Annotated in this window: 18 protein-coding genes; 6 read left to right on the plus strand and 12 right to left on the minus strand. The window is 70.2% G+C overall.

Going from position 1 to position 23,259, the window contains the following annotated elements; translation table 11 throughout:
- Positions 1–45 precede the first annotated feature (45 nt).
- Genes ACFORO_RS24755 through ACFORO_RS24775 form a run of 5 tightly spaced genes read right to left on the minus strand, consistent with a single transcriptional unit; the run spans position 46 to position 6,947 of the window.
- Positions 46–1,494, minus strand: coding sequence for a purine-cytosine permease family protein (locus tag ACFORO_RS24755; protein ID WP_377868118.1), 1,449 nt, complete (start codon positions 1,492–1,494; stop codon positions 46–48).
- Positions 1,494–2,900 carry an aminobutyraldehyde dehydrogenase gene (locus ACFORO_RS24760; protein ID WP_377868119.1) on the minus strand — a complete coding sequence of 469 codons (1,407 nt, stop codon included), beginning with the start codon at positions 2,898–2,900 and terminating at the stop codon, positions 1,494–1,496. Before ACFORO_RS24760 ends, ACFORO_RS24755 begins: the two co-directional genes overlap by 1 nt.
- Positions 2,897–4,540, minus strand: coding sequence for a thiamine pyrophosphate-binding protein (locus ACFORO_RS24765; protein ID WP_377868120.1), 1,644 nt, complete (start codon positions 4,538–4,540; stop codon positions 2,897–2,899). The genes ACFORO_RS24760 and ACFORO_RS24765 overlap by 4 nt, the downstream gene beginning before the upstream one ends.
- Entirely contained in the window at positions 4,537–5,490 is a 954-nt protein-coding gene (speB, locus tag ACFORO_RS24770; RefSeq protein ID WP_067579433.1) for an agmatinase, read from the minus strand. Before speB ends, ACFORO_RS24765 begins: the two co-directional genes overlap by 4 nt.
- On the minus strand, positions 5,487–6,947 hold the full coding sequence (locus ACFORO_RS24775; RefSeq protein ID WP_377868121.1) for a sodium:solute symporter: 1,461 nt from the start codon (positions 6,945–6,947) through the stop codon (positions 5,487–5,489). The genes speB and ACFORO_RS24775 overlap by 4 nt, the downstream gene beginning before the upstream one ends.
- Positions 6,948–7,054: 107 nt before the next feature.
- On the opposite strand from ACFORO_RS24775, the gene ACFORO_RS24780 reads away from it, so the two are divergent.
- From ACFORO_RS24780 to ACFORO_RS24790, 3 genes are read left to right on the plus strand one after another with little or no spacing between them, the layout of a single operon-like run.
- Positions 7,055–8,539 carry a PucR family transcriptional regulator gene (locus tag ACFORO_RS24780; RefSeq protein WP_377868122.1) on the plus strand — a complete coding sequence of 495 codons (1,485 nt, stop codon included), beginning with the start codon at positions 7,055–7,057 and terminating at the stop codon, positions 8,537–8,539.
- A 59-nt stretch (positions 8,540–8,598) separates the two neighbouring features.
- Complete coding sequence (locus ACFORO_RS24785; RefSeq protein WP_344267515.1) at positions 8,599–9,270, plus strand: response regulator transcription factor; 672 nt, start codon at positions 8,599–8,601, stop codon at positions 9,268–9,270.
- Positions 9,267–10,391, plus strand: coding sequence for a sensor histidine kinase (locus tag ACFORO_RS24790; protein WP_354750427.1), 1,125 nt, complete (start codon positions 9,267–9,269; stop codon positions 10,389–10,391). Before ACFORO_RS24785 ends, ACFORO_RS24790 begins: the two co-directional genes overlap by 4 nt.
- A gap of 49 nt (positions 10,392–10,440) precedes the next feature.
- On the opposite strand, the gene ACFORO_RS24795 is transcribed toward ACFORO_RS24790, so the two are convergent.
- The 3 genes from ACFORO_RS24795 to ACFORO_RS24805 form a co-directional block, all read right to left on the minus strand.
- On the minus strand, positions 10,441–12,054 hold the full coding sequence (locus tag ACFORO_RS24795; protein WP_377868123.1) for a PHP domain-containing protein: 1,614 nt from the start codon (positions 12,052–12,054) through the stop codon (positions 10,441–10,443).
- 143 nt (positions 12,055–12,197) lie between these two features.
- The gene (locus ACFORO_RS24800; protein ID WP_377868124.1) at positions 12,198–14,306 is read right to left on the minus strand and encodes a 3-hydroxyacyl-CoA dehydrogenase NAD-binding domain-containing protein; all 2,109 of its coding nucleotides are present in this window, start codon (positions 14,304–14,306) and stop codon (positions 12,198–12,200) included.
- On the minus strand, positions 14,306–15,559 hold the full coding sequence (locus tag ACFORO_RS24805; RefSeq protein WP_377868176.1) for a thiolase family protein: 1,254 nt from the start codon (positions 15,557–15,559) through the stop codon (positions 14,306–14,308). The genes ACFORO_RS24800 and ACFORO_RS24805 overlap by 1 nt, the downstream gene beginning before the upstream one ends.
- A 206-nt stretch (positions 15,560–15,765) precedes the next feature.
- On the opposite strand from ACFORO_RS24805, the gene ACFORO_RS24810 reads away from it, so the two are divergent.
- A complete protein-coding gene (locus tag ACFORO_RS24810) occupies positions 15,766–16,827 on the plus strand; it encodes a tetratricopeptide repeat protein (protein WP_377868125.1) in 1,062 nt (353 codons plus the stop codon).
- Between the two features lie 26 nt (positions 16,828–16,853).
- On the plus strand, positions 16,854–17,933 hold the full coding sequence (locus ACFORO_RS24815; protein WP_377868126.1) for a tetratricopeptide repeat protein: 1,080 nt from the start codon (positions 16,854–16,856) through the stop codon (positions 17,931–17,933).
- A gap of 22 nt (positions 17,934–17,955) precedes the next feature.
- Here ACFORO_RS24815 and ACFORO_RS24820 read toward each other — a convergent pair whose 3' ends face one another.
- The 3 genes from ACFORO_RS24820 to ACFORO_RS24830 are packed head-to-tail and all read right to left on the minus strand — an operon-like array spanning position 17,956 to position 20,861.
- Positions 17,956–18,915, minus strand: a complete 960-nt coding sequence (locus ACFORO_RS24820) for a 3-hydroxyacyl-CoA dehydrogenase NAD-binding domain-containing protein (protein WP_377868127.1) — start codon at positions 18,913–18,915, stop codon at positions 17,956–17,958.
- Positions 18,912–20,024 carry an NAD/NADP-dependent octopine/nopaline dehydrogenase family protein gene (locus ACFORO_RS24825; RefSeq protein WP_377868128.1) on the minus strand — a complete coding sequence of 371 codons (1,113 nt, stop codon included), beginning with the start codon at positions 20,022–20,024 and terminating at the stop codon, positions 18,912–18,914. Before ACFORO_RS24825 ends, ACFORO_RS24820 begins: the two co-directional genes overlap by 4 nt.
- Before the next feature lie 45 nt (positions 20,025–20,069).
- Positions 20,070–20,861 (minus strand): SDR family NAD(P)-dependent oxidoreductase, encoded by a 792-nt coding sequence (locus ACFORO_RS24830; protein ID WP_377868129.1) that lies wholly within the window; start codon positions 20,859–20,861, stop codon positions 20,070–20,072.
- Positions 20,862–20,912: 51 nt separating this feature from the next.
- On the opposite strand from ACFORO_RS24830, the gene ACFORO_RS24835 reads away from it, so the two are divergent.
- On the plus strand, positions 20,913–21,677 hold the full coding sequence (locus ACFORO_RS24835; RefSeq protein ID WP_377868130.1) for an IclR family transcriptional regulator: 765 nt from the start codon (positions 20,913–20,915) through the stop codon (positions 21,675–21,677).
- A 264-nt stretch (positions 21,678–21,941) separates the two neighbouring features.
- On the opposite strand, the gene ACFORO_RS24840 is transcribed toward ACFORO_RS24835, so the two are convergent.
- The gene (locus ACFORO_RS24840; RefSeq protein ID WP_377868131.1) at positions 21,942–23,207 is read right to left on the minus strand and encodes an HRDC domain-containing protein; all 1,266 of its coding nucleotides are present in this window, start codon (positions 23,205–23,207) and stop codon (positions 21,942–21,944) included.
- Positions 23,208–23,259 lie beyond the last annotated feature (52 nt).

Raw genomic sequence — 23,259 nt, forward strand, 5'->3', positions numbered from 1 at the left:
GAAAGGCAGGTCCTTCGAGACCAGGGAACCCGCCGTTTCCGTCCCTCACGCTTCGGCAGCCACGGCTTCCGCTGGGGTAGCCGAAGAAGGACCGAAGACCTCCCGCGGCTCCGGAAACACCTTCACCAGCACCGGATACGCCACTGCGGCCGTGCACAGCGTCACTACCAGGCTGATGTCCACCCCGCCCGCGATCCCGGCCAGCGGTCCGGTGATCATCGGCGTATTCGCGCACAGCAGGCCCAGCGCGGTAGCCGGGATCCAGGCGGCCATCGCGCGCCAGTTGACGCCCCGGTGGAACCAGTACCGTCCGCCGGTGCGGCCTTCGTTGAACACCTGCAGGTCGGCCGGGTCGTAGTAGCCGCGGCGTTGCACGTAGCCGATCATCATGATGACCATCCACGGCGACGTGCACAGCACGATCAGCGTCGCGAACGCGTTGATGCTGGACACCATGTCGAGCACGAAATTGCCGACGAAGATGAACAGCACGCTCAGCGTCCCGATCAGCAGCGTCGCCCGAACGCGGGACAGGCGCGGGAAGATCGAGCTGAAGTCCAGGCCGGTGCCGTACAACGCGGTGGTGCCGGTGGACAATCCGCCGATCAGGGCGACCACGATCAGCGGGATCGCGTACCAGAGCGGGGAAATCGCGGTCAGGCCGGTGACGTAGTCGGCCGGGTCGGCGACCAGCGTCGCGGTCGCGATGCCGAAGCCGAACGGCAGCAGCGTCGCCAGTTGCGCGAGGAACGGCGCGGCCAGCAGCGAGCGGCGCGAGTGGGTCGCGGGGATGTAGCGCGACCAGTCGCCCAGGAACGCGCCGAACGAGATCGGGTTCGCCATCACGGTCAGCACGGCGAGGATCCACGTCGGCCAGAACGTGCCGAGCGCGAAGTTGCCGCTGCCGGTGAACGACGGGTCGAACGAGCCGCCGTAGGCGAAGATCCCGACGAGCATGATGAGCGTGCCCAGGGTCACCGCGACGCGGTTGACCAGCAGCATGAAGCGGTAGCCGTAGATGCACACGACGAGGACGGCGATCGCGATCACGCCGTAAGCGGCCGCGCGCAGGGCCGGGCCGCCGTCGATGCCGAAAAGCCGTTGCGCCGCACCGGCTACCGCGTCGCCGCTCACCCACACCGAGATCGCGAAGAAGGTGATCGCGGTGAGCAGCGACAGGAACGAGCCGACACACCGGCCGACCACGCCGAAGTGAGCGCCGGACGAAACCGCGTTGTTGGTGCGGGTGATGGGGCCGAACAGGGCCATCGGGGACAGCACGAGCGCGCCGAGCACCACGCCCACGACGGTCGCCGCGAGCGCCGCCCAGAAGCTCAGCCCGTACGCGATCGGCAGCGTGCCGAGGATGATCGTGGCGAAGGTGTTGGCCCCGCCGAACGCGAGCCGGAACAGGTCGCGCGGCCGGGACGTCTGCTCGGCGGGCGGGATCGGCGCGATGCCGTGCTGTTCGACCTCGGTGACCTTGTCGCTCATTACTCGAACCTCGTCATCACGTGCTTGACGCGGGTGTACTCGGCGAACGAATACGCCGAGAGGTCCTTGCCGTGCCCGGAGTGGCCGAACCCGCCGTGCGGCATCTCGGCGGTCAGCGGACCGTGCGTGTTCACCCACACGCAGCCGAAATCGAGGTCGCGCGACACCCGGGCGACGCGGGCGACGTCGTTCGTCCACACCGAGGAAGCCAGGCCGTACGGGACACCGTTGGCCAGCTCCAGCGCTTCGGTCTCGTCGGCGAACGACTGCACGGTGATCACCGGCGCGAAGACTTCTTCCTGAACCAGCTCGTCGTCCTGGCGGAGGCCGGACACGACGGTCGGCGCGAGCTGGAAGCCCGGTCCGGTCGCGGTGCCGCCGGTTTCGACGCGGGCGTGCGACGGCAGCCGCTCCAGCAGGCCGAGCACGCGGTCGAGCTGGGCACGGCTGTTGAGCGGGCCGTAGTCGACGTCCGGGCGACGGGCGGCCGCGGTTTTGGTCAGCGCGGCAACGAATTCGTCGTGGACGCTCTGGTGCACCAGCACCCGGCTGCCCGCGGTGCAGTCCTGTCCGGCGTTGTAGAACGCGGCGTCGGCGATCCGCTCGGCGGTGTCGGCGACGTCGGTGTCCGGGAAGACCAGCAGGGGAGCGTTGCCGCCCAGCTCCAGGTGGGTGCGCTTGAGATCGGCCGCGGCGACCGTGGCCACGTCGATGCCGGCGCGCGTCGAGCCGGTGATGGACACCAGGTCGGTGTGCGGGTGCCGGACCAGCGCACGGCCGGTTTCGCGGTCGCCGCACAGGACGTTGAACACGCCCGGCGGCAGGAATTCCGCCGCGGTTTCGGCCAGCAGCACGGCGGTGGACGGCGTGGTTTCCGCGGGCTTGAGCACCACGGTGTTGCCCGCGGCGAGCGCCGGGCCGATCTTCCACACGGCCATCATCAGCGGGTAGTTCCACGGCGCGATCTGCGCGCACACGCCGATCGGCTCGCGGCGGATCACCGACGTGTGCCCGGCGAGGTACTCGCCCGCGCCGGTGCCTTCGAGCTGCCGGGCCGCACCGGCGAAGAACCGCAGCGTGCTCACGCACTCCGGGATTTCCTCGTCCAGCATGACCGCGCGGACCTTGCCGGTCTCGCGGACCTCGGTGTCGGCGAATTCCTCCGCGCGGGCTTCCAGCGCGTCGGCGATCTTGAGCAGGGCTTCCTGGCGCTGCGCGGGCGTGCTGCGCCGCCAGATCTGGAACGCCCGCGCCGCCGACTCCATCGCGAGATCGATTTCGTTCCGTCCGGAGACGACGCTGGTGCCGAAGACCTTGCCGGTGGCCGGGTCGGTCAGCTCGAGGGTCGCCTCGGTGCCGGGGGTATCGACCAAAGCGCCGCCGACGAAGTTGCGGATGTGGGTCACGAGTGCTCCAAATGGGTTGGGGCGAACATCTTCAGCAGCGCGGGAAGCACGACGACGGACGGGCCGGGGGTGCGCAGCGCGTCGGCGAGGTCGGTGCGGACAGTGTCCACAGTGGTCTTTCGGGCGGGGATGCCGAACGACTCGGCCAGCGCGACGAAATCCGGGCGCGGCAGCTCGGTCGCGGTGGTCTGGCCGAACGCGCCGGTGAGGTATTCGCGCAGGATGCCGTAGCCGCCGTCGTCGACGATCAGCCAGGTCACGTCGAGCTGGTGTTGTACCGCGGTGGCCAGCTCGGCGAGTCCGTACATCGCGCCGCCGTCGCCGGACACCGCCAGCGACCGCACACCTGCCGCAGCGGCACCGAGCGCGCCGGGCAAGCCGTAGCCGAGGCCGCCCGCGCCTTGCGCGGTGTGGATCGGCGCGCCGTCCGGATTCCACACCGACCACGCCCAGTAGGCCGCGATTGTCATGTCCCAGAAGGTTTGCGTGCCATCGGGGAGCGCGGCGCGGATGTCGTCGAGCAGCTTCCGCTCCGCATCGAGCGGCTGACTGTCCAACCTGGACTGGACGCGCGCAAGCAGATCCTTCGTCGCCGCTTCGGCGCGGCCGTCCGGAGTACGCGGCGTGAGCTGGTCCAGCAGTGCGCGAAGGGTGAGCCGGACGTCGGCGTGCAGCCCGAGCGCGGGATAGTTCGACTCCAGCTTCCCGAGATCCGCTTCCACCTGCACGATCTGCCCGCGCGGCGCGAACTCGCCGTAGTTGCTGGACAGCTCGCCCAGCCCGGAGCCGAGCACCAGCAGGACGTCGGCGGCGGAGAGGAATTCCGTGGTGTGCCAGTCTTCCATCCACGATTGCGCGGACAGCTCGTGGTTCCAGGCGAACACGCCCTTGCCGCCGAACGTCGACACCACCGGTGCGCGCAGGGTTTCGGCGAGCTGGCGCAGCTCGTCGTGCGCCCCCGAACGCAGCGCGCCGCCACCGGCGAGGATCACCGGATTCTTCGCTGCGTCAAGGAGTTTCGCGGCCTCGGCCACCAGCTCCGGCAACGGCTCGAGCGGTGCCGGAGCCGCGGTCACGCTGGTCAGTTCCGGCAGGTTCGCCGGGGCGAGCAGCACGTCCTGCGGGATTTCCACCCACACCGGCCCGTATGGCGCGGTCGCGGCGGATTCCCACGCCTCGCGCAGCGCGGTCGGGATCTGGCTGATCGACCGGACCACGTGCACCGACTTCACGACATCGCGGAAGCTCGCCTGCTGGTCCGGCAGTTCGTGCAGGTAACCGTGCCGTCCGCCGCCGAGCCCGGCGACCGGGATCTGGCTGGAGATGCCGAGCACCGGCACCGAAGCCGCGCGCGATTCCTGCAGTGACGCCAGCGTGAGCAGCGCGCCGGGGCCGGTCGACACGATCATCGGCGTGACCGGCACCGGGCCGTGCGGATCGGCGGCGAGCCGGGCGCGCGCGTGGCCGTCCGCGGCGAAGGCGAGATTGTTCTCCACCCGCGAGCTGACCACGCGCAGGTCGTCCGCCCGGCGCAGCGCTTCGAACAGGCCGAGCGCGTGCTGTCCGGGCAGGCCGAACACGGTGTCCGCACCGAGCGCCCGCAGCGTCTCCGCGACAACGTCGCCGCCGATCCGGGTCATGCGTCGCGTCCCAGCGCCAGGAGGCTGACCAGGTCGTAGGCGACGTGCGAAGCGGCGACTGCGGTGATTTCGGCGTGGTCGTAGGCCGGGGCCAGCTCCACGACGTCCGCGCCGACCAGGTTGAGCCCGCGCAGGCCGCGCAGGATCTCCAGCAGTTCGCGGCTGGTCATGCCGCCCGCTTCGGGGGTGCCGGTGCCGGGCGCGTGCGCGGGGTCGAGCACGTCGATGTCCACGGACACGTACAGCGGACGGTCGCCGATGCGCTGGCGAAGCGCGTCCACGGTCTCGTCGATGCCGCGGCGCAGTACGTCGCCGGAGGTGACGATGCCGAAGCCGAGGCGACGGTCCTCTTCGAGGTCGCGCTTGCCGTACAGCGGGCCGCGCGTGCCCACGTGCGACACGGCGCTGGTGTCGAGGATGCCTTCTTCGACCGCGCGGCGGAACGGCGTGCCGTGCGTGTACGGCTCGCCGAAGTAGGTGTCCCAGGTGTCGAGGTGGGCGTCGAAGTGCAGCAGCGCAACGGGACCGTGCTTCTTCGCTGCCGCGCGCAGCAGCGGGAGCGCGATGGTGTGGTCGCCGCCGACAGTCACCAGCTTCGTCTCGCCCGCAGTAAGCGCTTCGGCTTCCTGCTGCAGCTTCTCGATCGCTTCGCCGATGTGGAACGGGTTGACCGCGATGTCGCCAGCGTCGACGACCTGCTTCTCGGCGAACGGCGAAACGTCCAGGCCCGGGTGGTACGGCCGCAGCAACCGGCTCGCCTCGCGGAGCGCCGAAGGACCGAACCGCGCGCCGGGGCGGTAGGACACGCCAGAGTCGAACGGCACGCCGACCACGGCTACGTCAGCGCTCGGCACTTCGTCGATCCGCGGCAGCCGCGCGAAGGTCGCGAAGCCGGCGAAGCGCGGGATCTGCGACGAGTCGAGCGGGCCGACCGGACGCTGTTCACTCACTGGGTCAACTCCTGTCGGGTTTCGGATGCGCTGAGATCTTCAGCGGCAGTGTGGTCTTCGGAACCATGAAGACGTTCTGTCCACACGGAAAGAATGCTGTCCGGCGTACGCGGTGTCGCGAGGCTGACGCCGATGTACACGACAAGGCTGACGCCGAGGCCCCAATAGATCGGACTGTTGGCCGCGACCCCATCGATGATCATGAAGGCGATGACAGACACCGTCCCGGCCACCATCGACGCGTACGCGCCTTCGCGAGTACCGCGCTTCCAGAACAGCGCGCCGATGATCGTGACGAGCAGGCCGCCGACGAGGATGTCGTACGCGATGGTGAGCGCGTTGACGACGTCGTCCACGAGCATTGCGATACCGATGGCCACGATGCCCAGCACAAGTGTCGTCACTCGGTTACGCAAGACCTCGCCGCTCTTAAGGCCGATCTTGCGGAACAGGTCCGAAGTCGTCGTGGTGGCGCACGCGATCAGCGCGCCGCTAGAAGTCGACATCAGCGCCGAGAGCGCCGCCGCGAGCACGAGACCGCGTACGCCGGTGGGCAGCAGCCGTTCCGCGATGGTGGCGAAGGCGTCCTGCGCGCTGCCGAGGTCTGGGTACAGCACCTTCGCCGCCGTACCGATCAGCGCGCCCGCGATGCCGTAGACGAGGCAGTAGACGCCGGAGATGACACCGCCGCCTGTCGCGACGCGCGGGGTGCGCGCGGTGAACACGCGCTGCCAGATGTCCTGTCCGATCAGCAGCCCGAAGGTGTAGATCAGGAAGTAGGTCAGGATCGTCTCGCCGCCGATCGAGGTGAACTCGAAGTACGACGCGTCCAGCTTCTCGGCCATCCCGCTGAAGCCGCCCGCCGAGACGAGTGCGATCGGCAGCAGCACGAACAGGATGCCGATCGTCTTGATCACGAACTGCGCGATGTCGGTCAGCGTGATCGACCACATGCCGCCGAGCACCGAGTACAGCACCACGATCGACCCGCCGATCGCGATCCCGGCCCAGCTCGGGATCGAGAACAGCACCTTGAAGATCGACGCGAACGCCAGCGTCGAGGTGACCGTGAGCATCAGCGTGTAGCCCCACATCACCACGCCGGACACCGCGCTCGCGCGGCCGCCGTAGCGCAGGTCGAGCATCTCCCCGACGGTGTAGACGCGCAGTTTCACCAGCCGTCGCGCGAAAACCGCGTGCAGCACCAGGATCCCGACGCCGATCGTGATCACCAGCCACGCGCCGGAGATGCCGTAGGTGTAGCCGAGCTTCACGCCGCCGACGGTCGACGCGCCGCCGAGCACGACGGCCGACATCGTGCCGGAGTACATGAACCAGCCGAGCCGCCGTCCGGCGACCAGGTAGTCGGATTTGGTCTTGGCCAGCCGGAGGCCGATCCAGCCGACCCCGATCATGCCCGCGATGTACAGCGCGATCACCGCATAGTCGCCGCCCACGGGTCCTCCTTGAAACGGGGTGGGGTTCTTGCGGGACACCGTAGGGTCGGGCGACCCCGCGGCGGCATGGGACGATGTATCCAGGACTTCGCGGAAGATTGGCCGAAATGACCCATCACGACGTGCTGTTGCCCGCAGAGGTGACAGTTCCACTACGCACCGTCGCGGGCAACCCGGAGCTGGCGCTCGACGTCGTGCCCGAAACGCTGCGCCCGGGCGCGCTGGACCGGCCGGTGCGGTGGGCGCACGTGAGCGAACTGGCCGACCCCGCGCCGTACCTGGTGGGCGCCGAACTCGTGCTGACCGCGGGCGTGAACCTGCCGGAGGACGCCGACCGTTACGTCCGGGGCCTGCGCGACGCGGGCGTCACCGCGCTCGGTTTCGGCCTCACCCCGACAGTCTCGGAAACTCTGCCGCCTTCGCTGCGCGACGCCTGCGCGGAGCACGGCCTGCCGCTGCTGGTCGTTCCGCCCGCGACGCCGTTTCTGGCCATCAACCGCGCCGTCGCAGTCGCGCTCGCCGAAGCTGGACGGCACGAAGAACGACGGCTGTCAGAAGGCCGCGAAGCTTTGACGCGAGCCGCGGGCGGTGGTCTGGGGGAGTTGGTCGCCGCGCTCGCTGGCCGGTTGCGCGGGTGGGTCGCGATGGTCGGTGCCGGAGACGTGTTGGCGGCGGGCTACGACGCACCGCAGCCCTTGCCGTCGGCGGTAACGGAACTGCTCGCGACCCTGCGCTCCCGCAGCGGAATCCGCATCGCCTCCACCGAATTGCCCGACGGCACGCACGTTGTCGCGCAACCGGTGTACCCGCAGGCGACCGCCGCGCACCTGGTCGTGGTCGGCCGGGCACAACGGTTCGACAGCGGAGACCGGGCGATCCTGGCCGTCGGCGCGGCGCTGCTGGGACTCGTGGGCCGCGCCGGATCGGACAGCGCGGAACTCGGCGCCGCGGCCACCGCGTTGCTGCTCGGCGGCCCCGGCTCGGACGCGCTGGCCGGAGTCGTCGGCAGCGACCAGGCCCGGCTCGTCGCCGGAGTCGCCCACCGACGGGGCCCGGACGCGCTGGCCCGCCGCCCGGACTGGCTGCGCGCCCGCCTCGACACCCCGCTGGTCCAGGTCCTGCCCGGGCCGCGGTTCTACGCCATCGCGAGCGAGCTCGGCGACCTGGACGGCCTCCTCGAACACGGCTGGCTGGCGGTAGCGAGCCCGCCGCACCCCGCCGCGGAACTACCGGCTGCCGTCGCGGAAACCGAACTCCTGCTGGCCCGCGCCCGCGCGCTGGCCCGCCCGCTGGCCGCCAGCGCCGACCCGCTCGGCTTCGACAACCTGATCCCACCCGCCGCTGCCGGTGCGTTCGCCGAGCGTCTGCTGGCTCCGCTGCGCGAACTGGACCGCGCGCACGGCCGCGAGCTGGTGCCGACCCTGCGGACCTGGCTGGCGCACCACGGCAGCTGGGACCGAACCGCGACGGAACTCGGCGTGCACCGCAACAGCGTGCGGCACCGGATCGGACAGGTGGAACGGGCGCTCGGGGTGGAGCTGGCCGATCCGGAAACGCGGATGCGACTGTGGTTCGCGTTGCGGTGGGGGTGAAGACGAGTGTCCATTCAGGTCTCTCAGGTGCTCTCAGGAAACTATGGGATTGTGGTCTGGTGCGAGTTCTGGTAGTCGAAGACGAAGAGCCGTTGGCCGACGCGATCGCCCGCGGGCTGCGGCGGGAGGGCATGGCCGTCGACATCGCGCTCACGGGCGACGACGGGCACGAGAAGTCGTCCGTCACGCGGTATGACGTGGTGTTGCTCGACCGCGACCTGCCCGGGATGTCCGGCGACGACCTGTGCCGCGAGATCGTGACGTCCGGCGAGCTGACGCGGGTGCTGATGCTGACCGCGAGCAGTTCGGTGTCCGACCGGGTGGACGGGCTGTCGCTGGGCGCGGACGACTATCTCGCCAAGCCGTTCGCCTTCCCGGAGCTGGTCGCGCGCGTACGGGCGCTGGGCCGCCGCGCGACGCCGGCCGCGCCGCCGTTGCTCACCGCGGGCGACGTCGAGCTGGACCCGGCCAAGCGCACCGTCCGGCGCGCGAGCGGGCCGGTCGAGCTGACCCGCAAGGAGTTCGGCGTGCTCGAGGTGCTGCTGTCCGCGGCCGGATCCGTGGTCAGCAGCGAGGAACTGCTGGAGCGGGTCTGGGACGAGAACGCCGACCCGTTCACCACGACCGTCCGGGTCACCGTGATGACCTTGCGCAAGAAGCTCGGCGAACCGGGCATCATCGAGACCGTGGTCGGCTCGGGCTACCGGGTGTCGGTCGCCGGTTCCGAGTGAAGCTTCCCGGCGCCCGCAGCCTGCGGGTGCGCGTCACCGTCCTGGCGACCGTCCTGGTCGCCGCGGCGGGGCTGTTGCTGCTGTGGCTGGCGTGGACGCTCGTCGGCGACGCGGTCGACGCCGTGCCGCACATGCCGCCGGGCACCATCGTCCGGGTCGACGGCATCGACGTCGACGCGTCCACGCTCGCGCAGCATCTGCGCACGCACGCCGTCACCCGGGTGCTGATCTTCGGCTCGCTGGCGTTCTGCTTCGTGGTGGCCGCGGCGGCGATCCTGGCCTGGACGTTCACCTCCCGCGTGCTGCGTCCGCTGCGCGAGATCACCGGGACCGCGCAACGGCTGTCGATCGAGTCGATGGGGGAGCGCATCGGCGAGATCCGCTCGCGCGACGAACTCGCCGAACTGGCGCGGACTTTCGACGCCATGCTCGACCGCTTGCAGGACGCGTTCGATTCGCAGCGCCATTTCGTCGCCAACGCGAGCCATGAATTGCGCACCCCGCTGTCGGTGATCCGCACGGAACTGGACGTCACGCTGTCCGACGAACACGCCGACGAGGCCGAGTTCCGCCGGATGGCCGGGGTGGTCCTGGACGCGACGAACCGGGCGGGACAGCTGGTGAATTCGTTGCTGCTGCTGGCGCGCACCGACGGAGCCGGGCTCGTGACACGGGAACTGGTGGACCTGACGGTGCTCGTGGAGCGCGCCTGGTCGGCGGTGCGCGGCGAAGCCGAACAACGGGGCCTGCGCGCGGATTTCGTGATGCAGCCGTCCCCGGCGATCGGGGATTCGGCTCTGCTGGAACGGATCGCGGGAAACCTGGTCGAGAACGCGGTGCGGCACAACGTCGACGGCGGCTGGATCGAGGTGACGACGGAACCGGGCGCGCAGTGGTCGGTCCTGCGGGTGCGCTCGTCGGGCGGCCTGCTGGACCCGGCGGCGGTGCCGGAGCTGTTCCAGCCGTTCCGCCGCGCCGGGGTGGCCCGGACGGCGCGTTCGGGAGCGGGTCTGGGGCTGTCGATCGTGCGCGCGGCGGTGCAGGCACACGGCGGGACGGTGGCCGCGGAGCCGGTGGTGGGAGGCGGACTGGCGGTGACGGTGCGGCTGCCCACGGTGTAGCGACTCGTGCGTGGCTAAGCCGGTTAGAACCGGCTTAGCCACGCACGACTCAGTGGACGTCCACGAACGTAGGATTCCCGTACAGCCAAAGGTCTTCGTACGGATTCGCCTGCCCGATCACGTCCATCATCGGCTCAATGCCGCCCGGCACGTGCCGCTTCCCGTCCGTCCCGCGCACCCGGACGTAGAACGGCTCCCGCACGTTGCGGAACGTGTGCTTGAACATCACCCGCCGTCCCGCATATCCGCGCGAAGGCGTGAACGACTCCACCACCCGCGTACCCGGCGCAGTCATCGCGTCGCGATCCGCCGCCGGGCCAGTGACCGGGCCCGAGATCAGGTCCAGCCGACCCAGCCGCGGCACCGAGCCAGATCCGTTCGGCCGGTACGCGGTCACCGCCGAAACGACGACCGTCACGGTCGAGCCGCGGCGCACGCGCAGCCGTCCGCCGAACGTCGCGCAGTCACCGCCGCCGAACACGCCGACTTCCAGCTGCTGCACCAAACCGCCGTGAGACAACCAGATCCGGCCCGCGCGCAGACCCTCCAGCACGCCTTCGAAGCCCGGGCAGCGCACGCCGACCACCGTGCGGCTGAACTCGCCGGGGTAGAAATCCGCGTACGGCGCGGACAATTGCGGCACCCCGCTGTCGACCGGGTCCGGGTATTTGCCGGTCTGCTCGTACCAGCCGTCCGGCACCGACGGCCGCACCAGCTGGTCGCCGCGGTTGTAATGCGAGTCGGAGTTCGTCGTGATCCACCACGGTTTTCCCTCAGCCAGCAGGGAATCCCACAGCCCGCCGACCTTCGCGGCGGTCCAGTCCCAGCCGCCGAACGTGCGGTACGCCTCGGCCGGGAAGCCGGGCCACGAGTCACCGCCGGGGTTGTTGCCGTAGCCGCCCCGCGCGCCGCCATTGCCCTGCGGCTTCGGGAATCCGTCGGCCTGCGCACCCGGCGCGCCTTCCATGCCGATCACGATGCCCGGCGCGGTGTCGCGGTAGTTGCGCAGTTCGTGCGGCGAAACGCGGCCGTTGCGCAGCGGATGGTTGATCAGCACGACCGGCGCGTGGATCCGGCGTGTGCGTTCCTGCTCGGCGAGCCACCGCAAACCCTTGAGCGCCAGCGCTTCGTGCTCCGGGCTGGAGGATTCGGACCCGGTCAGCCGCCAGTCGAAACCGCGCTCGAACTCGCGCAGCACGTTCGCCTGGTCGCGCCCGGCCTGGAAGAACAGCGTGGCGTGCTCCGCGCCCGGCACGTTCCACTCCATGCCTTGCCACAGCAGCAGATCCGGATGCCTCCGCTGCGCGGCGAGCACGTCGCGGCTGGTCGGCTCCACGGACGATTTCTCGTGCGTCGCGTGGCCGTGATCAGTGAAGACGATCCACTTCGCGCCGTGCTCGCGCGCGCCGGCCGCGATGCGGTCGATGGTGTACATCGCGTCGTACGAGTACTGGCTGTGCGTGTGGTGATCGCCGACGACCCACTGGTAGCGGCGGCCGAACAGCCAGTCGAGATCAATCCCGAGGTCAAGCCCCAGATCGAGGTCCATGGCGTCGGCCTGGCCCGAGGCCAGCACCGGGGCCCCGGCCGCGACGGCGCCGACGAGCCCCGCGCGCTTGAAGAATCCGCGACGGCCGACGCCGCCCGGGTCCGTGGTGTTCATCCTGCTCCTGACCTGCTCGAACGATTCGGCAGGACGTTATGGGGCAGTGGTGAACGGCTGGTGCCCGGAAGGTCACGAAGTACTCGGTGTGTCCGGGTTCACGGCGGAGCCGCCCCGCGGGACAGGGCGGCTCCGCCGAGGCGTTACGCCGGAACCGAAGCGACGCCCTGGGAGAGGAACGGCTTGCCGTTGACCCGCTCCGAGACGCCCGCCCGGTCGAGGTACGGCGTGATGCCGCCCAGCCAGAACGGCCAGCCCGCGCCGAGGATCAGGCACAGGTCGATGTCCTGGGCCTCCGCGACGACGCCCTCGTCGAGCATGATCCGGACCTCTTCGGCGATCGCGTTCAGCGCGCGGTCGCGGACCTGCTCGGCGGTGGACGGCCGGTCGCCCTGCGTCCACAGCGCGGCGACCTCCGGGTCGACCGACGGCGTGCCCGTCGCGTCCCAGGTCCACACGCCCTTCTTGCCCGCCTTCACGAACTTGTCCAGGTTCTCGCTCACGGTGAAGCGGTCCGGGAACGAGCCGTGCAGCGTCTCGCCGACGTGCAGCGCGATCGCCGGGCCGACGAGCTGCATCAGGTTCAGCGGCGACATCGGCAGGCCGAGCGGCTCCAGCGCGGAGTCGGCCACGTCGAACGGCGTGCCCTCGTCGACCGCCACCAGCACCTCGCCGAGGAACCGCAGCAGCAGCCGGTTCACGACGAACGCCGTCGCGTCCTTCACCAGCACGCTCGACTTCTTCAGCTGCTTGCCGACCGAGAACGCGGTCGCCAGCGCCGCGTCGTCGGTCTTCTCGCCGCGCACGATCTCCAGCAGCGGCAGCACGGCGACCGGGTTGAAGAAGTGGAAGCCGACCACGCGCTCCGGGTGCCGCAGCTTCGAGGCCATCGCGGTGATCGACAGCGACGAGGTGTTCGTGGCCAGGATCGTCTCGGGGGAGACGTGCTGCTCCAGTTCGGCGAACACCTGCTGCTTCACGCCCAGCTCTTCGAAAACGGCCTCGATCACGAAGTCCGCGTCGGAGAACGCGGCCTTGTCGAGCGAGCCGGTCACCAGAGCCTTCAGCCGGTTCGCGCCGTCCGGCGACACCCGCTTCTTGGCCAGCAGCTTGTCGATCTCCTCGTGGACGTAGCCCACGCCCTTGTCGACGCGCGCCTGGTCGACGTCGGTGAGCACCACCGGCACCTTGAGGCGGCGCACGAACAGCAGCGCCAGCTGGCTGGCCATCAGGCCCGCGCCGACGATGCCGACCTTGTTCACCTTGCGCGCCAACGACTTGTCCGGCGCACCGGCCGGCCGCTTGGCCCGCTTGTTGACCAGGTTGAACGAGTACAGCCCAGCCCGCAGCACGTCCGACATCAGCAGCTCGGCGAGCCCGTCGGTCTCCGCCGCGTAGCCGCGGTCGAGATCGTTCTCCCGGGCCAGCTCAAGCAGTTCGACAGCCTTGGTCGCGCCCGGCGAAGCACCGTGCGTGCGACCGTCCACGATGGACTTGGCGCGCGCGACGGCCGCGTCCCACTCCGCGCCGCGGTCGATTTCCCGGCGAGCGGGGGTGATTTCGCCGTTGACGACCTTGGCCAGCCACAGCAGCGACTGCTCCAGGTAGTCCGCGGAACCGAAGACCTCGTCGACGATGCCGAGCTCGGCGGCCTTGCGCACGTTCAGCATCTTGTTCTGCGCCAGCGCGTTCTCGATGATCACGGTGACGGCGGCGTCCGGGCCGATCAGGTTCGGCAGCAGCTGCGTGCCGCCCCAGCCCGGGAACAGGCCGAGGAAGACCTCGGGGAACGCGATCGCCGCGGTGTTCTCCGACAGCGTCCGGTAGTGGCAGGACAGCGCGAGTTCGAGCCCGCCGCCCATCACCGCGCCGTTGACGAACCCGAACGTCGGGATCTTCGATTCGGTGAGCCTGCGGAACACGTCGTGCCCGGTCTGCGCGATCTCCCGCGCCAGCTTCGGGTCCGACACCGCCTCGACGCCGGAAAGGTCCGCGCCGACCGCGAAAATGAACGGCTTGCCGGTGACCGCGATCGCGGCGGGCTCGGCGGCGAACGCCTTGTCCAGCGCGGCGTTCAGCGACACGAGACCCTGCGGGCCGAAGGTGTTCGGCCGGGTGTGGTCGTGGCCGTTGTCCAAGGTGATCAGCGCGACCGGCTTGTCCAGCCCCGGCACCTTGACCAGGTTCGTGACCGCGTTGGTCACGACCTCGTCCGGGAACGCGGCCTTCGCCGCTTCAGCGGTGAAAGTCATTACTTCGCCCCCTCAGAGCCGTTGTAGGCCGGGTTTTCCCAGATCACGGTGCCGCCCATGCCGATGCCGATGCACATCGTGGTGAGGCCGTAGCGCACGTCGGGGCGCTCGGCGAACTGGCGCGACAGCTGGGTCATCAGCCGCACGCCGGACGAGGCCAGCGGGTGGCCGCAGGCGATCGCGCCGCCCCACTGGTTGACCCGCGGGTCGTCGTCGGCGATGCCGAAGTGGTCGAGGAACGCGAGCACCTGCACCGCGAACGCCTCGTTGATCTCGAACAGGCCGATGTCCTCAATGGACAGACCGGTGCGCTTGAAGAGCTTCTCGGTGGCCGGCACCGGGCCGATGCCCATGACCTCCGGCTCGACGCCCGCGAACGAGTAGCCGACCAGCCGCATCCCGACCGGAAGACCCAGCTCGCGCGCGGTGTCCTCGTCGGCGAGGATCGCCGCGGTGGCGCCGTCGTTGAGACCGGCCGCGTTGCCCGCGGTGATCCGGCCGTGCGGGCGGAACGGCGTCTTCAGCTTCGCCAGCTGCTCGACGGTCGTGCTCGGGCGCGGCGGCTCGTCCTCGGTCGCGAGACCCCAGCCGAGTCCATCCATGCCCCCGCCGCCGCCCTCAACGGAGGAGCTGCGCTCCGCTGATTGGACTTTGGACTTGGTCGCCACCGGAACCAGCTCGGGACCGATCTTGCCGGTCTTCACGGCCTCGGCGTAGCGCTCCTGGCTGCGCGCGGCGAACGCGTCCGTGCGCTCCTTGGTGATCTCCGGGAAGCGGTCGTGCAGGTTCTCCGCGGTCTGGCCCATCACGAGCGCCGTCGGGTCGACCAGCTTGTCCGCGACGATCCGCGGGTTCGGGTCGACGCCCTCGCCCATCGGGTGGCGGCCCATGTGCTCGACGCCGCCCGCGATGGCGATGTCGTACGCGCCGAAGCCGATCCCGCTCGCGGTGGTGGTCACCGCGGTCATCGCGCCCGCGCACATCCGGTCGATCGCGAAGCCCGGCACGGACTTCGGCAGCCCGGCGAGGAGCGCGGCGGTGCGGCCGATGGTCAGGCCCTGGTCGCCGATCTGCGTCGTCGCGGCGATCGCGACCTCGTCGACACGCTCGGGCGGCAGCTCCGGATGCCGCCGCAGCAGCTCGCGGATGGCGTTGACGACGAGGTCGTCCGCCCGGGTCCCGGCGTACATGCCCTTGTCGCCCGCCTTGCCGAAGGGCGTGCGTACCCCTTCGACGAAGACGACATTGCGCACCCCTCGCGCGGTGGGCGCGAGCGGCGGCGTTGCTGGTGCGGCCACGAATGCTCCTGAAGTAGAGAGTGTTCCTGTCCCGCACCCTAGCCCTTGTTACCCGTGGGTAACCAGTGCAGTGGCCCGGTCGAGTGGGAGACGGCACACTCCCGGGGTCTTGTGGCCTGGGGCACACTGGCGGGAACGCACCAACCGGACGGGGGACGGCAATGGCGCTTTTCCGGGCGAACCCGGCAGCCGAAATCGCGAAGCTGCGCAAAAAACTGGCGAAGGCCGCGGATCCGGATTCCCCGGAGAGCCTCGCGATGCGCCACCGGATCGGCGTTCTCCTGGTGGAAACCGGCGACTGGCCCGCGGCGGAGGAGCACTACACCGAACTCGCCGACGCCCAGGTGCGCGTCGAGGGCGATCAGCACCCGGGCACGCTGGGCGCGTGGCTGAACCTGGCGACGGCGAAAGCCGCGCTGGGGCAGACCGAGGACGCGGTGCACCTGATGGAGTCCACAGTGGACATCTACGAGGCCGTCAGTCCCGCCGACCCGGCCACCCTGCGGGCACAGCTGATGCTGTCGGAGATGTACTCGCTCTCCGGGGAGTACGACGAGGCGCTGGCCGTGCTGAGCAAGCATCTGAACGCGTGCGTGGACAAGTTCGGCGAGTACCACGAGTTGACCATCGCCGGCGCGCGCCGGAAGGTGAGCGTGCTGCGGACACTCGGGCGATACGACGAGGCTGGCTCGTTGAACTCCGGCCTGTCCCGTAAGCCGCGAGACGACTACGAACGCGATAGTGCCCGCGCGGTCGGCTTGCTGATTCGGGCGGAAGCGGGCGAGGCGAAGACAGTCCAGTACAAGGCGAGGGAACTCGCCGAGCAGTACCGCACTCCGGAGTTCGTCGAGGTGCTCGCCGCGGTGCTGCTGCGAGCCGGGGAACCCGCGGAAGCGGCGGAGTTGTACCGCGCCGTGCTGTCCGCGCAACCGGCGGCGCAGCAGTGGGGCCCGGCCGGGGAATTGGCCCGCGCGTACCTGGAAAGCGGCCAGCTCGACGCGGCGGAAACATTGGCCGGAGAAATCGCGGCGGCTGATGGCTTGCCGGACGGACACCCGCTGAAGCTCGGTGCCCGGGCGACTTTGGCGCGGGTGGCCCGGGAACGCGGCCGGGATGCCGAGGCGGACCGCGAACTGGCGGCGGTCGCGGCGGGGTTGACGGAGGCGTTTGGTCCGAAGCATCCGGATGTCGTCGAGGTTTCTGGGTGGCTTGAGAAGGACTGAATCTCCGGGCCGGGCAGACTGTCCAGGTGGGACTCTTCCGTACCAAGCCAGAGCCGGTTGACGAGATCGCCGCGCTGCAGGCCGCCCTCGCGAAGGCGCGTAACCCGAAGAGCGTGCCGAACCTGCGTCGGCGGCTCCTGCTGGGCCAGTTACTGCTCAAGAACGAGGACTGGGCGGCAGGGGAGCGGCACTACACGGATCTCGTGCCCGCGTTGACGGAAGAATTCGGTCCGCGTGGGCCGGACACCCTTGCCGCGTGGGCGAATCTGGCGTATTGCCAGACTTCGCAGGGCCGTCCGGCGGAGGCGATCCCGCTGCTGGAACGCACCGCGGAATTGTTCGAGGAAACGTGGGGCGCGCGCCAGCCGGGGACGTTCAAGACCCAACTGCTCCTCGCGGAAGCCTATGGCGTGGCAGCGCAGTACGAAGACGCGCTCGCGGTGCTCGACGCGCACGTCGACTACTGCACCGCCGAACTCGGCCCGGCGCACGCCCAGACGAGAGCCGGACGGCACCGGAAGGTCACCATGCTGCGCGCGCTGGCCCGCTACGAGATGGCCGAACAACTGCTGTCAAATGAGGAAGCGCTCTGCGAGACCGACGAGCAACGAGACGCGCTCCGCGGGCTCCTCTTGGTGGTGCGAGCCGAAATCGGAGATCCGGAGGCGGCGATCGCTCCGATGCGCGAGCTGTTCGAGAAGCGGCCAGAGCTGGGGGAGTCGCTGGCAACCGTTCTCCTGCTGGCAGGGCAAGCGCGCGAGGCGGCCGACCTGCTCCGCCAGACACTGGGCGAAGCGCGAGGCCGAGGTGCGCTGATCATCCGCACCGCGCTCGCGCGAGCCTGCGTGGAGAGCGGAAACCTGGACGAAGCGGAACACTCAGCGCGGACAGTCCTGGCTGCCGGTGCCTGGCCAGCGGGACATCCGATGGTGCTCGGCCTCCGCGCGACGCTGGCCCGGGCCGCTGCCCAACGAGGCGACCGAGCAGATGCGGCGGCCGAGCTGGAATCCGTGGCAGCCGGGCTCAAAGCAGTCCTCGGCGAAGCCCATCCGCGCGTCGCCCAGGCGGCCGGATGGCTTGAGGAGTGCTGGCGGCCGCGGGCTTGAACCCGCGGCCGCCAACCAAAAGTCACTCCTGCGGACGCTCCGGAACCGGCGTCCCGTCCCGCAAATGCGGTTCCCGCAGCCGGAAAATCTCCTCGAACTCCCGGATCCGCGCCGCCCGGTAGTCCGGCACCCCGGCCGCGTCGAAGCGGTAGAACCCGGCCCCGTCCTGGAGACCTCGCCGCTGGCCGGTCATGTTCTCCTCGACGATCGCGGGGGCCTGGAACCGCTCGCCGAGTTCCCCGGTCAGGTAGCGCGAGGCGTAATACAGGATGTCCCCGCCGCCCCAGTCGATGAATTCCAGCGGGCCCAGCACCGAGAACCGCGGCCCGAGCCCGGCGCGGACCGCGAGGTCGATCTCGGCGGCGCCGGCCACCCCTTCCTCGACCATCCGCGCGGCCTCGTTCATCAGCAGCGCCTGCAGCCGCGGCACGATGTACCCGGCGGCGGGCCCGCACACCACCGGCACCTTGCCGATTTCGCGCAGCAGCTCCACGAGCCGCTCGACCGCGGCCGGGTCGGTGTCGTCGCTCCGGCTGACCTCGACCAGCGGCATCAGCTCGGCCGGGTTGAGCCAGTGCGCGTTGACGACCCGCTCCGGCCGGTCGGCGAGTTCCGCGATCTGCGTGACCAGGAAGGTCGACGTCGTCGAGGCCAGCACCGCCGACTCCGGCACCTGCGAGCCGAGCCAGCCGAACACCTCGCGCTTGACGTCCATGACCTCCGGCACGGCCTCGAACACCACGGTCGCGTAGGCGAGTTCCTTCGCCGAACGGTCGCCCAGCGTCAGGCTTTCCAGCGCGTCGGCGTGGCCGAACATCGCGCGCAGCCGGTCCGCGAGGCGCTTGCGGACCTCGTCGCGGCGGAGTTGGCGTTCTTCCTCGGTGCGGTCCTTGACGTCCGCGAGCAACACCGGATGTCCCGCCGCGAGGAAGGCCAGCGCGATGCCCTCGCCCATCCGCCCGGCTCCGACGATGGCGATCACGACTGGACTCCGTCCTGCAGCAGCTTGGCCAGTCCAGCCCGGTCGAGATCCGCCAGGCCGAGGTTCTCGAACGTCCGTCCCTCGGCGTAGAAATCGCGGCCGGTGATGGCAGAACCCAAAGCCAGCAGCCCTTCCGCGACCGGCGTCGGCACTCCGGCCCAACGGCCCGCGGACACCAGCAGCGACAGCCCGAGCCGGGTGTCCTCGACCATGTAGCGGTGCGTGTGGAGGTCGATCTTCTCGCGCCAGTCGCCGCTGTCGGTCAGCCGCTCGTGCGCCGAGCGGCCGTACATCCACTCCTCGCCGTCGGTGGCGTAGTGATCGGCCAGCGGGAAGTGCGGCGCGCCGTAGCCGAACGCTTCGCGCAGCGCGACCCGCTCGGCGTCCAGCGCGTCGGTGACGCTCCGGATCGACGGCTGCGTGCCCTCGTTGTGAATGTCCCAGGCGGCGAAATGCTCCAGCGGACCGGCGTTCATCGTGATCAGCGGCGGATGGATGATCGGACCCGCGTTCATCAGCGCTCCGCTGAGCCCGTCGCCCGCGTCCTCGATGCTCGGGTACGCCTCGCGCAGCGTCTTGAACGCGCTTTCCGCCAGCCGCAACGGGAAAACACCGGTCGGCAGCCGGGTCGCGTACCCGCTGATCACCACTTCGGCGTCGCCATGACGACGCGCGAGGTAGGGCAGCGTCCCGGCTTCGGCGAACGCGATCTCCGAACTCCCGCCCGCCGAGGCGACGGCCTTGGCGAACACCATCGAACCGAACGTGCCCGGCGGCAGGAAGACCACCTGGCCTTCGGTCAGCAGCGGGGCGAGCCGGGGAGCCAGGTCGTCGTGCGTGGTCGAGGGCAGCGGGATCACGATCAGAGCCGCGCCGCGCACCGCCTCGGCGAGGTCTGCCACCGGGTTGATCTCCCCGGCGCCGTCGCCCACCGGCACCGAACGGGAGCCCCGGTAGTCCCGGACGCCCACCGCCCCGGTCGCGCGCAACGCTTCCGACGCCTCGGCGTTCCGCCGCCACCAGCGCACTTCGTGGCCGTGCTCGGCGAGTTCCGCCACCGTGGCCCAGGAACCGTGCCCGCCCCCGAGAACCGCGATCTTCACTGTCATGTGCTCCTGTCTCGTGCTTGTTTCAGTCGCGCCGACCGCACTTTCTCACGGTTCGACAAGGTCGGTCTCGCCCCACAGATGATCTTGCTGCTCGCGCACGATCGCACCGAACTCGCCCGGGACGATCGTCCGGTACGGCCCGGATTCGACCGCGACCCGCGCGATCGCCTCGACCGCCGGGGCCGGATCGCGCTGCATGGCGAGGAAATCCGAAAAGTCGTGGTCCGAGGCAGGCGCGTGCTCGACGAGCTTCTCGTTGAACCCAGTGGAAAACGGCCCAGGCTCGACCACCCGTACCTCGATTCCGTGCGGCCGCAGTTCCTGACGGACCGCCTGCGCCATGGCTTCGAGGGCGAACTTGCTGGCCCCGTACGCGCCCGCGCCGGGAGCGACGAACAGCCCCGCCACCGACGTGACGAACACGATCCGCCCGCCGCGCCCGCCCGCGACGAGCCGGTCGGCGACCAGCCGCGTCAACTCGAGCGTGCCGAAGACGTTGACCTCGAACGTTTTCCGAACCATTGCGGAATCCGTGCGCAGAAGCGGCCCTTCGGCACCGAATCCGGCATTGTTGAGCAGAACGGACGCGTCGAGCGCCGCAGCCGCTTCGCGATCAGCCGGGTCGAGCAGATCAAGCCGGGAGACTTCCGCGACGAGCCCGCGCTCGGCGAACGCCGCCCGCGTCGGCTCGATCTGGTCGTCCCGTTCGACGGTGGCGAACACCCGGTGCCCGCGCGCCGCGAGCGTCAATCCCGCTCCCAGCCCGAGACCCGATCCCGCCCCCGTGATCAAAACCGACTCGCTGTGTTCTGTGTTTTCCTCGCTTGGCCGACCCACGTGCGCAGTGTCGCTTGCGTCGCGGCCCCGCCTCAATCAGACTTCCGCCACATGGAAGCCAGACCCACCGCGGCGGCGCGGCTGCTGTCGGTGTTGGACTGCTTCAGCGCCCAGACGCCCGTGCTGTCCCTGACCGAGATCGCCCAGGCGGCGGGCCTGCCCTTGAGCACCGCGCACCGCCTGGTCGGCGAACTGGCCGAATGGGGAGCACTCACCCGTGACGACCACGGCGGCTATCACCTCGGCCTGAAACTGTGGGAACTCGGCTCGCTCTCGCTGGCCCGCGCCTCGATCCGCGACATCGCCCTGCCGTATCTGGGCGACCTGTTCGACGCGACCGGCGAAAACGTGCACCTCTCGGTGCTGGACGGAACGGACGTCGTGTTCCTGGCCCGGCTGGCCGGACACCGCTCAGTCGGCATCCTCACCACGACCGGCAGCCGCCTTCCCGCGACCACCACCGCGACCGGCCGGGTGCTGCTCGCGCACGCCGCCGCCGACACCCGCGAATCCGCGCTGACTAGCCCGATTGCGGCGGAAACTCAGCACACGACGACCGACCCGGAGACTCTGCGCGCCGAACTCTCTGAGATCGCCCGTACTGGCTACTGCGTCGCGGATCGCCAGCTTGCCGACGATGCAGTAGCCGTCGCGGCGCCGATCCGAGACGCTTCCGGTCGGGTCACTGCGGCGGTCGCGGTTGTGGGGCGCCGGGAGACGACGTCGGTGGCGCATCTGGTGCCTGCGGTGGTTACGACGGCTACGGGGGTGGGGCGGTCGCTTGGTTATCGCAGGTCGGTTCGTGGTCGGGGTTGATTGGCGGGGTTGATTTGGCAGGTCAGCTCACCAAGCTGTGTTTTTGGCGTCGGCTTCGCCGCCGCGGGCGGGATCGCTTTTATGCCGGCGTTTGGGGGCTGCCCGGCGTGAGGGGCCTTCGGCCTGTCACGCCGGGCAGCCCCCAAACGCCGGCGCGATCCCGCGTGGTGGGCAAGTGAGCGGTCAGGGCTGGGCCTGGTTGCGGAAGTCGTGGCTCGCGTCCGGAGGTCTAAACCTCGACTTGAGGTCTAGACCACCGGCTTGTTATTCGGAAGCGGTGCTGTGTAGCGCCTTGCTCAGCGCCGCGACTGTCAGCTCCACTTGCCACGGGCGTGCCCCGCCTGCTCGCAGCGTGTCCGCCACCGAGTCTTCCGCGAGGTCGGCTGGCGGTCGCCAGCAGGTGCGCCGGACGAGATCCGGCAGCAGCAGGTTCTCCACCGGCAGCTTGCGGTCCTCCGCGATCGCGGCCAGTGCGGCTCGGGCGGCGGCCAGGCGGGCGGCGGCGTCGGGGTCTTTGTCGGCCCAGCGGTTCACCGGCGGCGGACCGTCGTTGGGTTGGCTCGGGCTCGGCAGTTCGCTCGCCGGCAGCGCTTTCGCCGCCTGCAAATGCCGCAGCCAGCTGGCGGTGTACTTGCGCTGCACGCGTCCGCTGAACACCGGCAGCGCCTGCAGTTCCTCGACGGTCTTCGGGTCCGAGGTCACCGCGTTGACGATCGCGCTGTCAGGCAGGATCCGGCTCGGCGCGCGGTCGCGCTTGCGGGCCAGTTCGTCGCGGGCCTGCCACATCTCCCGCACCGCGGCGAGGCCGCGCGGGCTGCGGATCTTGTGCACCCCGGACGTCCGGCGCCACGGTTCGGCGCGCGGCGCGGGCGGGGGAGCGGTGCGGACCGCCTCGAACTCCTGCTGCGCCCACTCCAGCTTGCCCTGCGCCGCCAGCTCGGTTTCGAGCTTCGCGCGCAGTTCGTTGAGCAGCTCGACGTCGAGGGCGGCGTAGTTGAGCCAGTCGATCGGCAGCGGCCGCTTCGACCAGTCCGCGGCGCTGTGCCCCTTTTCGAGCGTGTACCCGAGCAGCAGTTCCACGAGCGTGCCCAGCGCGACGCGTTCGTACCCGGCCAGCCGTCCGGCCAGTTCGGTGTCGAAGAGCGACAGCGGCCGCAGGTCCAGTTCCGCCAGGCACGGCAGGTCCTGGGACGCGGCGTGCAGCACCCATTCGGTGTCGTTGAGGACGTCCCGCAGCGGGGCGAGGTCGTCGGCGAGCGCGATCGGGTCGATCAGCACCGTGCCGGAGCCTTCGCGGCGCAGCTGGACGAGATAGGCCTTGGGCCAGTACCGGTAGCCCGACGCCCGTTCGGTGTCGACGGCGACGGCTCCCGTGCCCGCGGCGAGCCGCGCGCACGCCTCGGCGAGCGCGACGGGATCGGTCACCACCGGTGGGGTGCCCTCGGCCGGTTCGCGGAGCAGCACCGGCGTTCCGGAGTCCTCGGTGGTCTCGTCTCCGGTCCGGGCTCCGTCCGCCTGTGCAGTTCCCATGTCCGACGACCCTACGGGACGAGCGGACCGCGCCTGGTCCGCCCGCCCCGCA

Origin of the sequence: Amycolatopsis halotolerans (assembly GCF_042647905.1) — a bacterium.
GTDB classification, from domain to species: domain Bacteria; phylum Actinomycetota; class Actinomycetes; order Mycobacteriales; family Pseudonocardiaceae; genus Amycolatopsis; species Amycolatopsis halotolerans.

Coding starts and splice junctions, on each gene's coding strand:
- ACFORO_RS24810 (WP_377868125.1), top strand. CDS start 15,766: ATGGCGCTTTTCCGGGCGAACCCGGCAGCCGAAATCGCGAAGCTGCGC.
- ACFORO_RS24800 (WP_377868124.1), bottom strand. CDS start 14,306: ATGACTTTCACCGCTGAAGCGGCGAAGGCCGCGTTCCCGGACGAGGTC.
- ACFORO_RS24755 (WP_377868118.1), bottom strand. CDS start 1,494: ATGAGCGACAAGGTCACCGAGGTCGAACAGCACGGCATCGCGCCGATC.
- ACFORO_RS24840 (WP_377868131.1), bottom strand. CDS start 23,207: ATGGGAACTGCACAGGCGGACGGAGCCCGGACCGGAGACGAGACCACC.
- ACFORO_RS24825 (WP_377868128.1), bottom strand. CDS start 20,024: ATGACAGTGAAGATCGCGGTTCTCGGGGGCGGGCACGGTTCCTGGGCC.
- ACFORO_RS24795 (WP_377868123.1), bottom strand. CDS start 12,054: ATGAACACCACGGACCCGGGCGGCGTCGGCCGTCGCGGATTCTTCAAG.
- ACFORO_RS24835 (WP_377868130.1), top strand. CDS start 20,913: ATGGAAGCCAGACCCACCGCGGCGGCGCGGCTGCTGTCGGTGTTGGAC.
- ACFORO_RS24765 (WP_377868120.1), bottom strand. CDS start 4,540: ATGACCCGGATCGGCGGCGACGTTGTCGCGGAGACGCTGCGGGCGCTC.
- ACFORO_RS24780 (WP_377868122.1), top strand. CDS start 7,055: ATGACCCATCACGACGTGCTGTTGCCCGCAGAGGTGACAGTTCCACTA.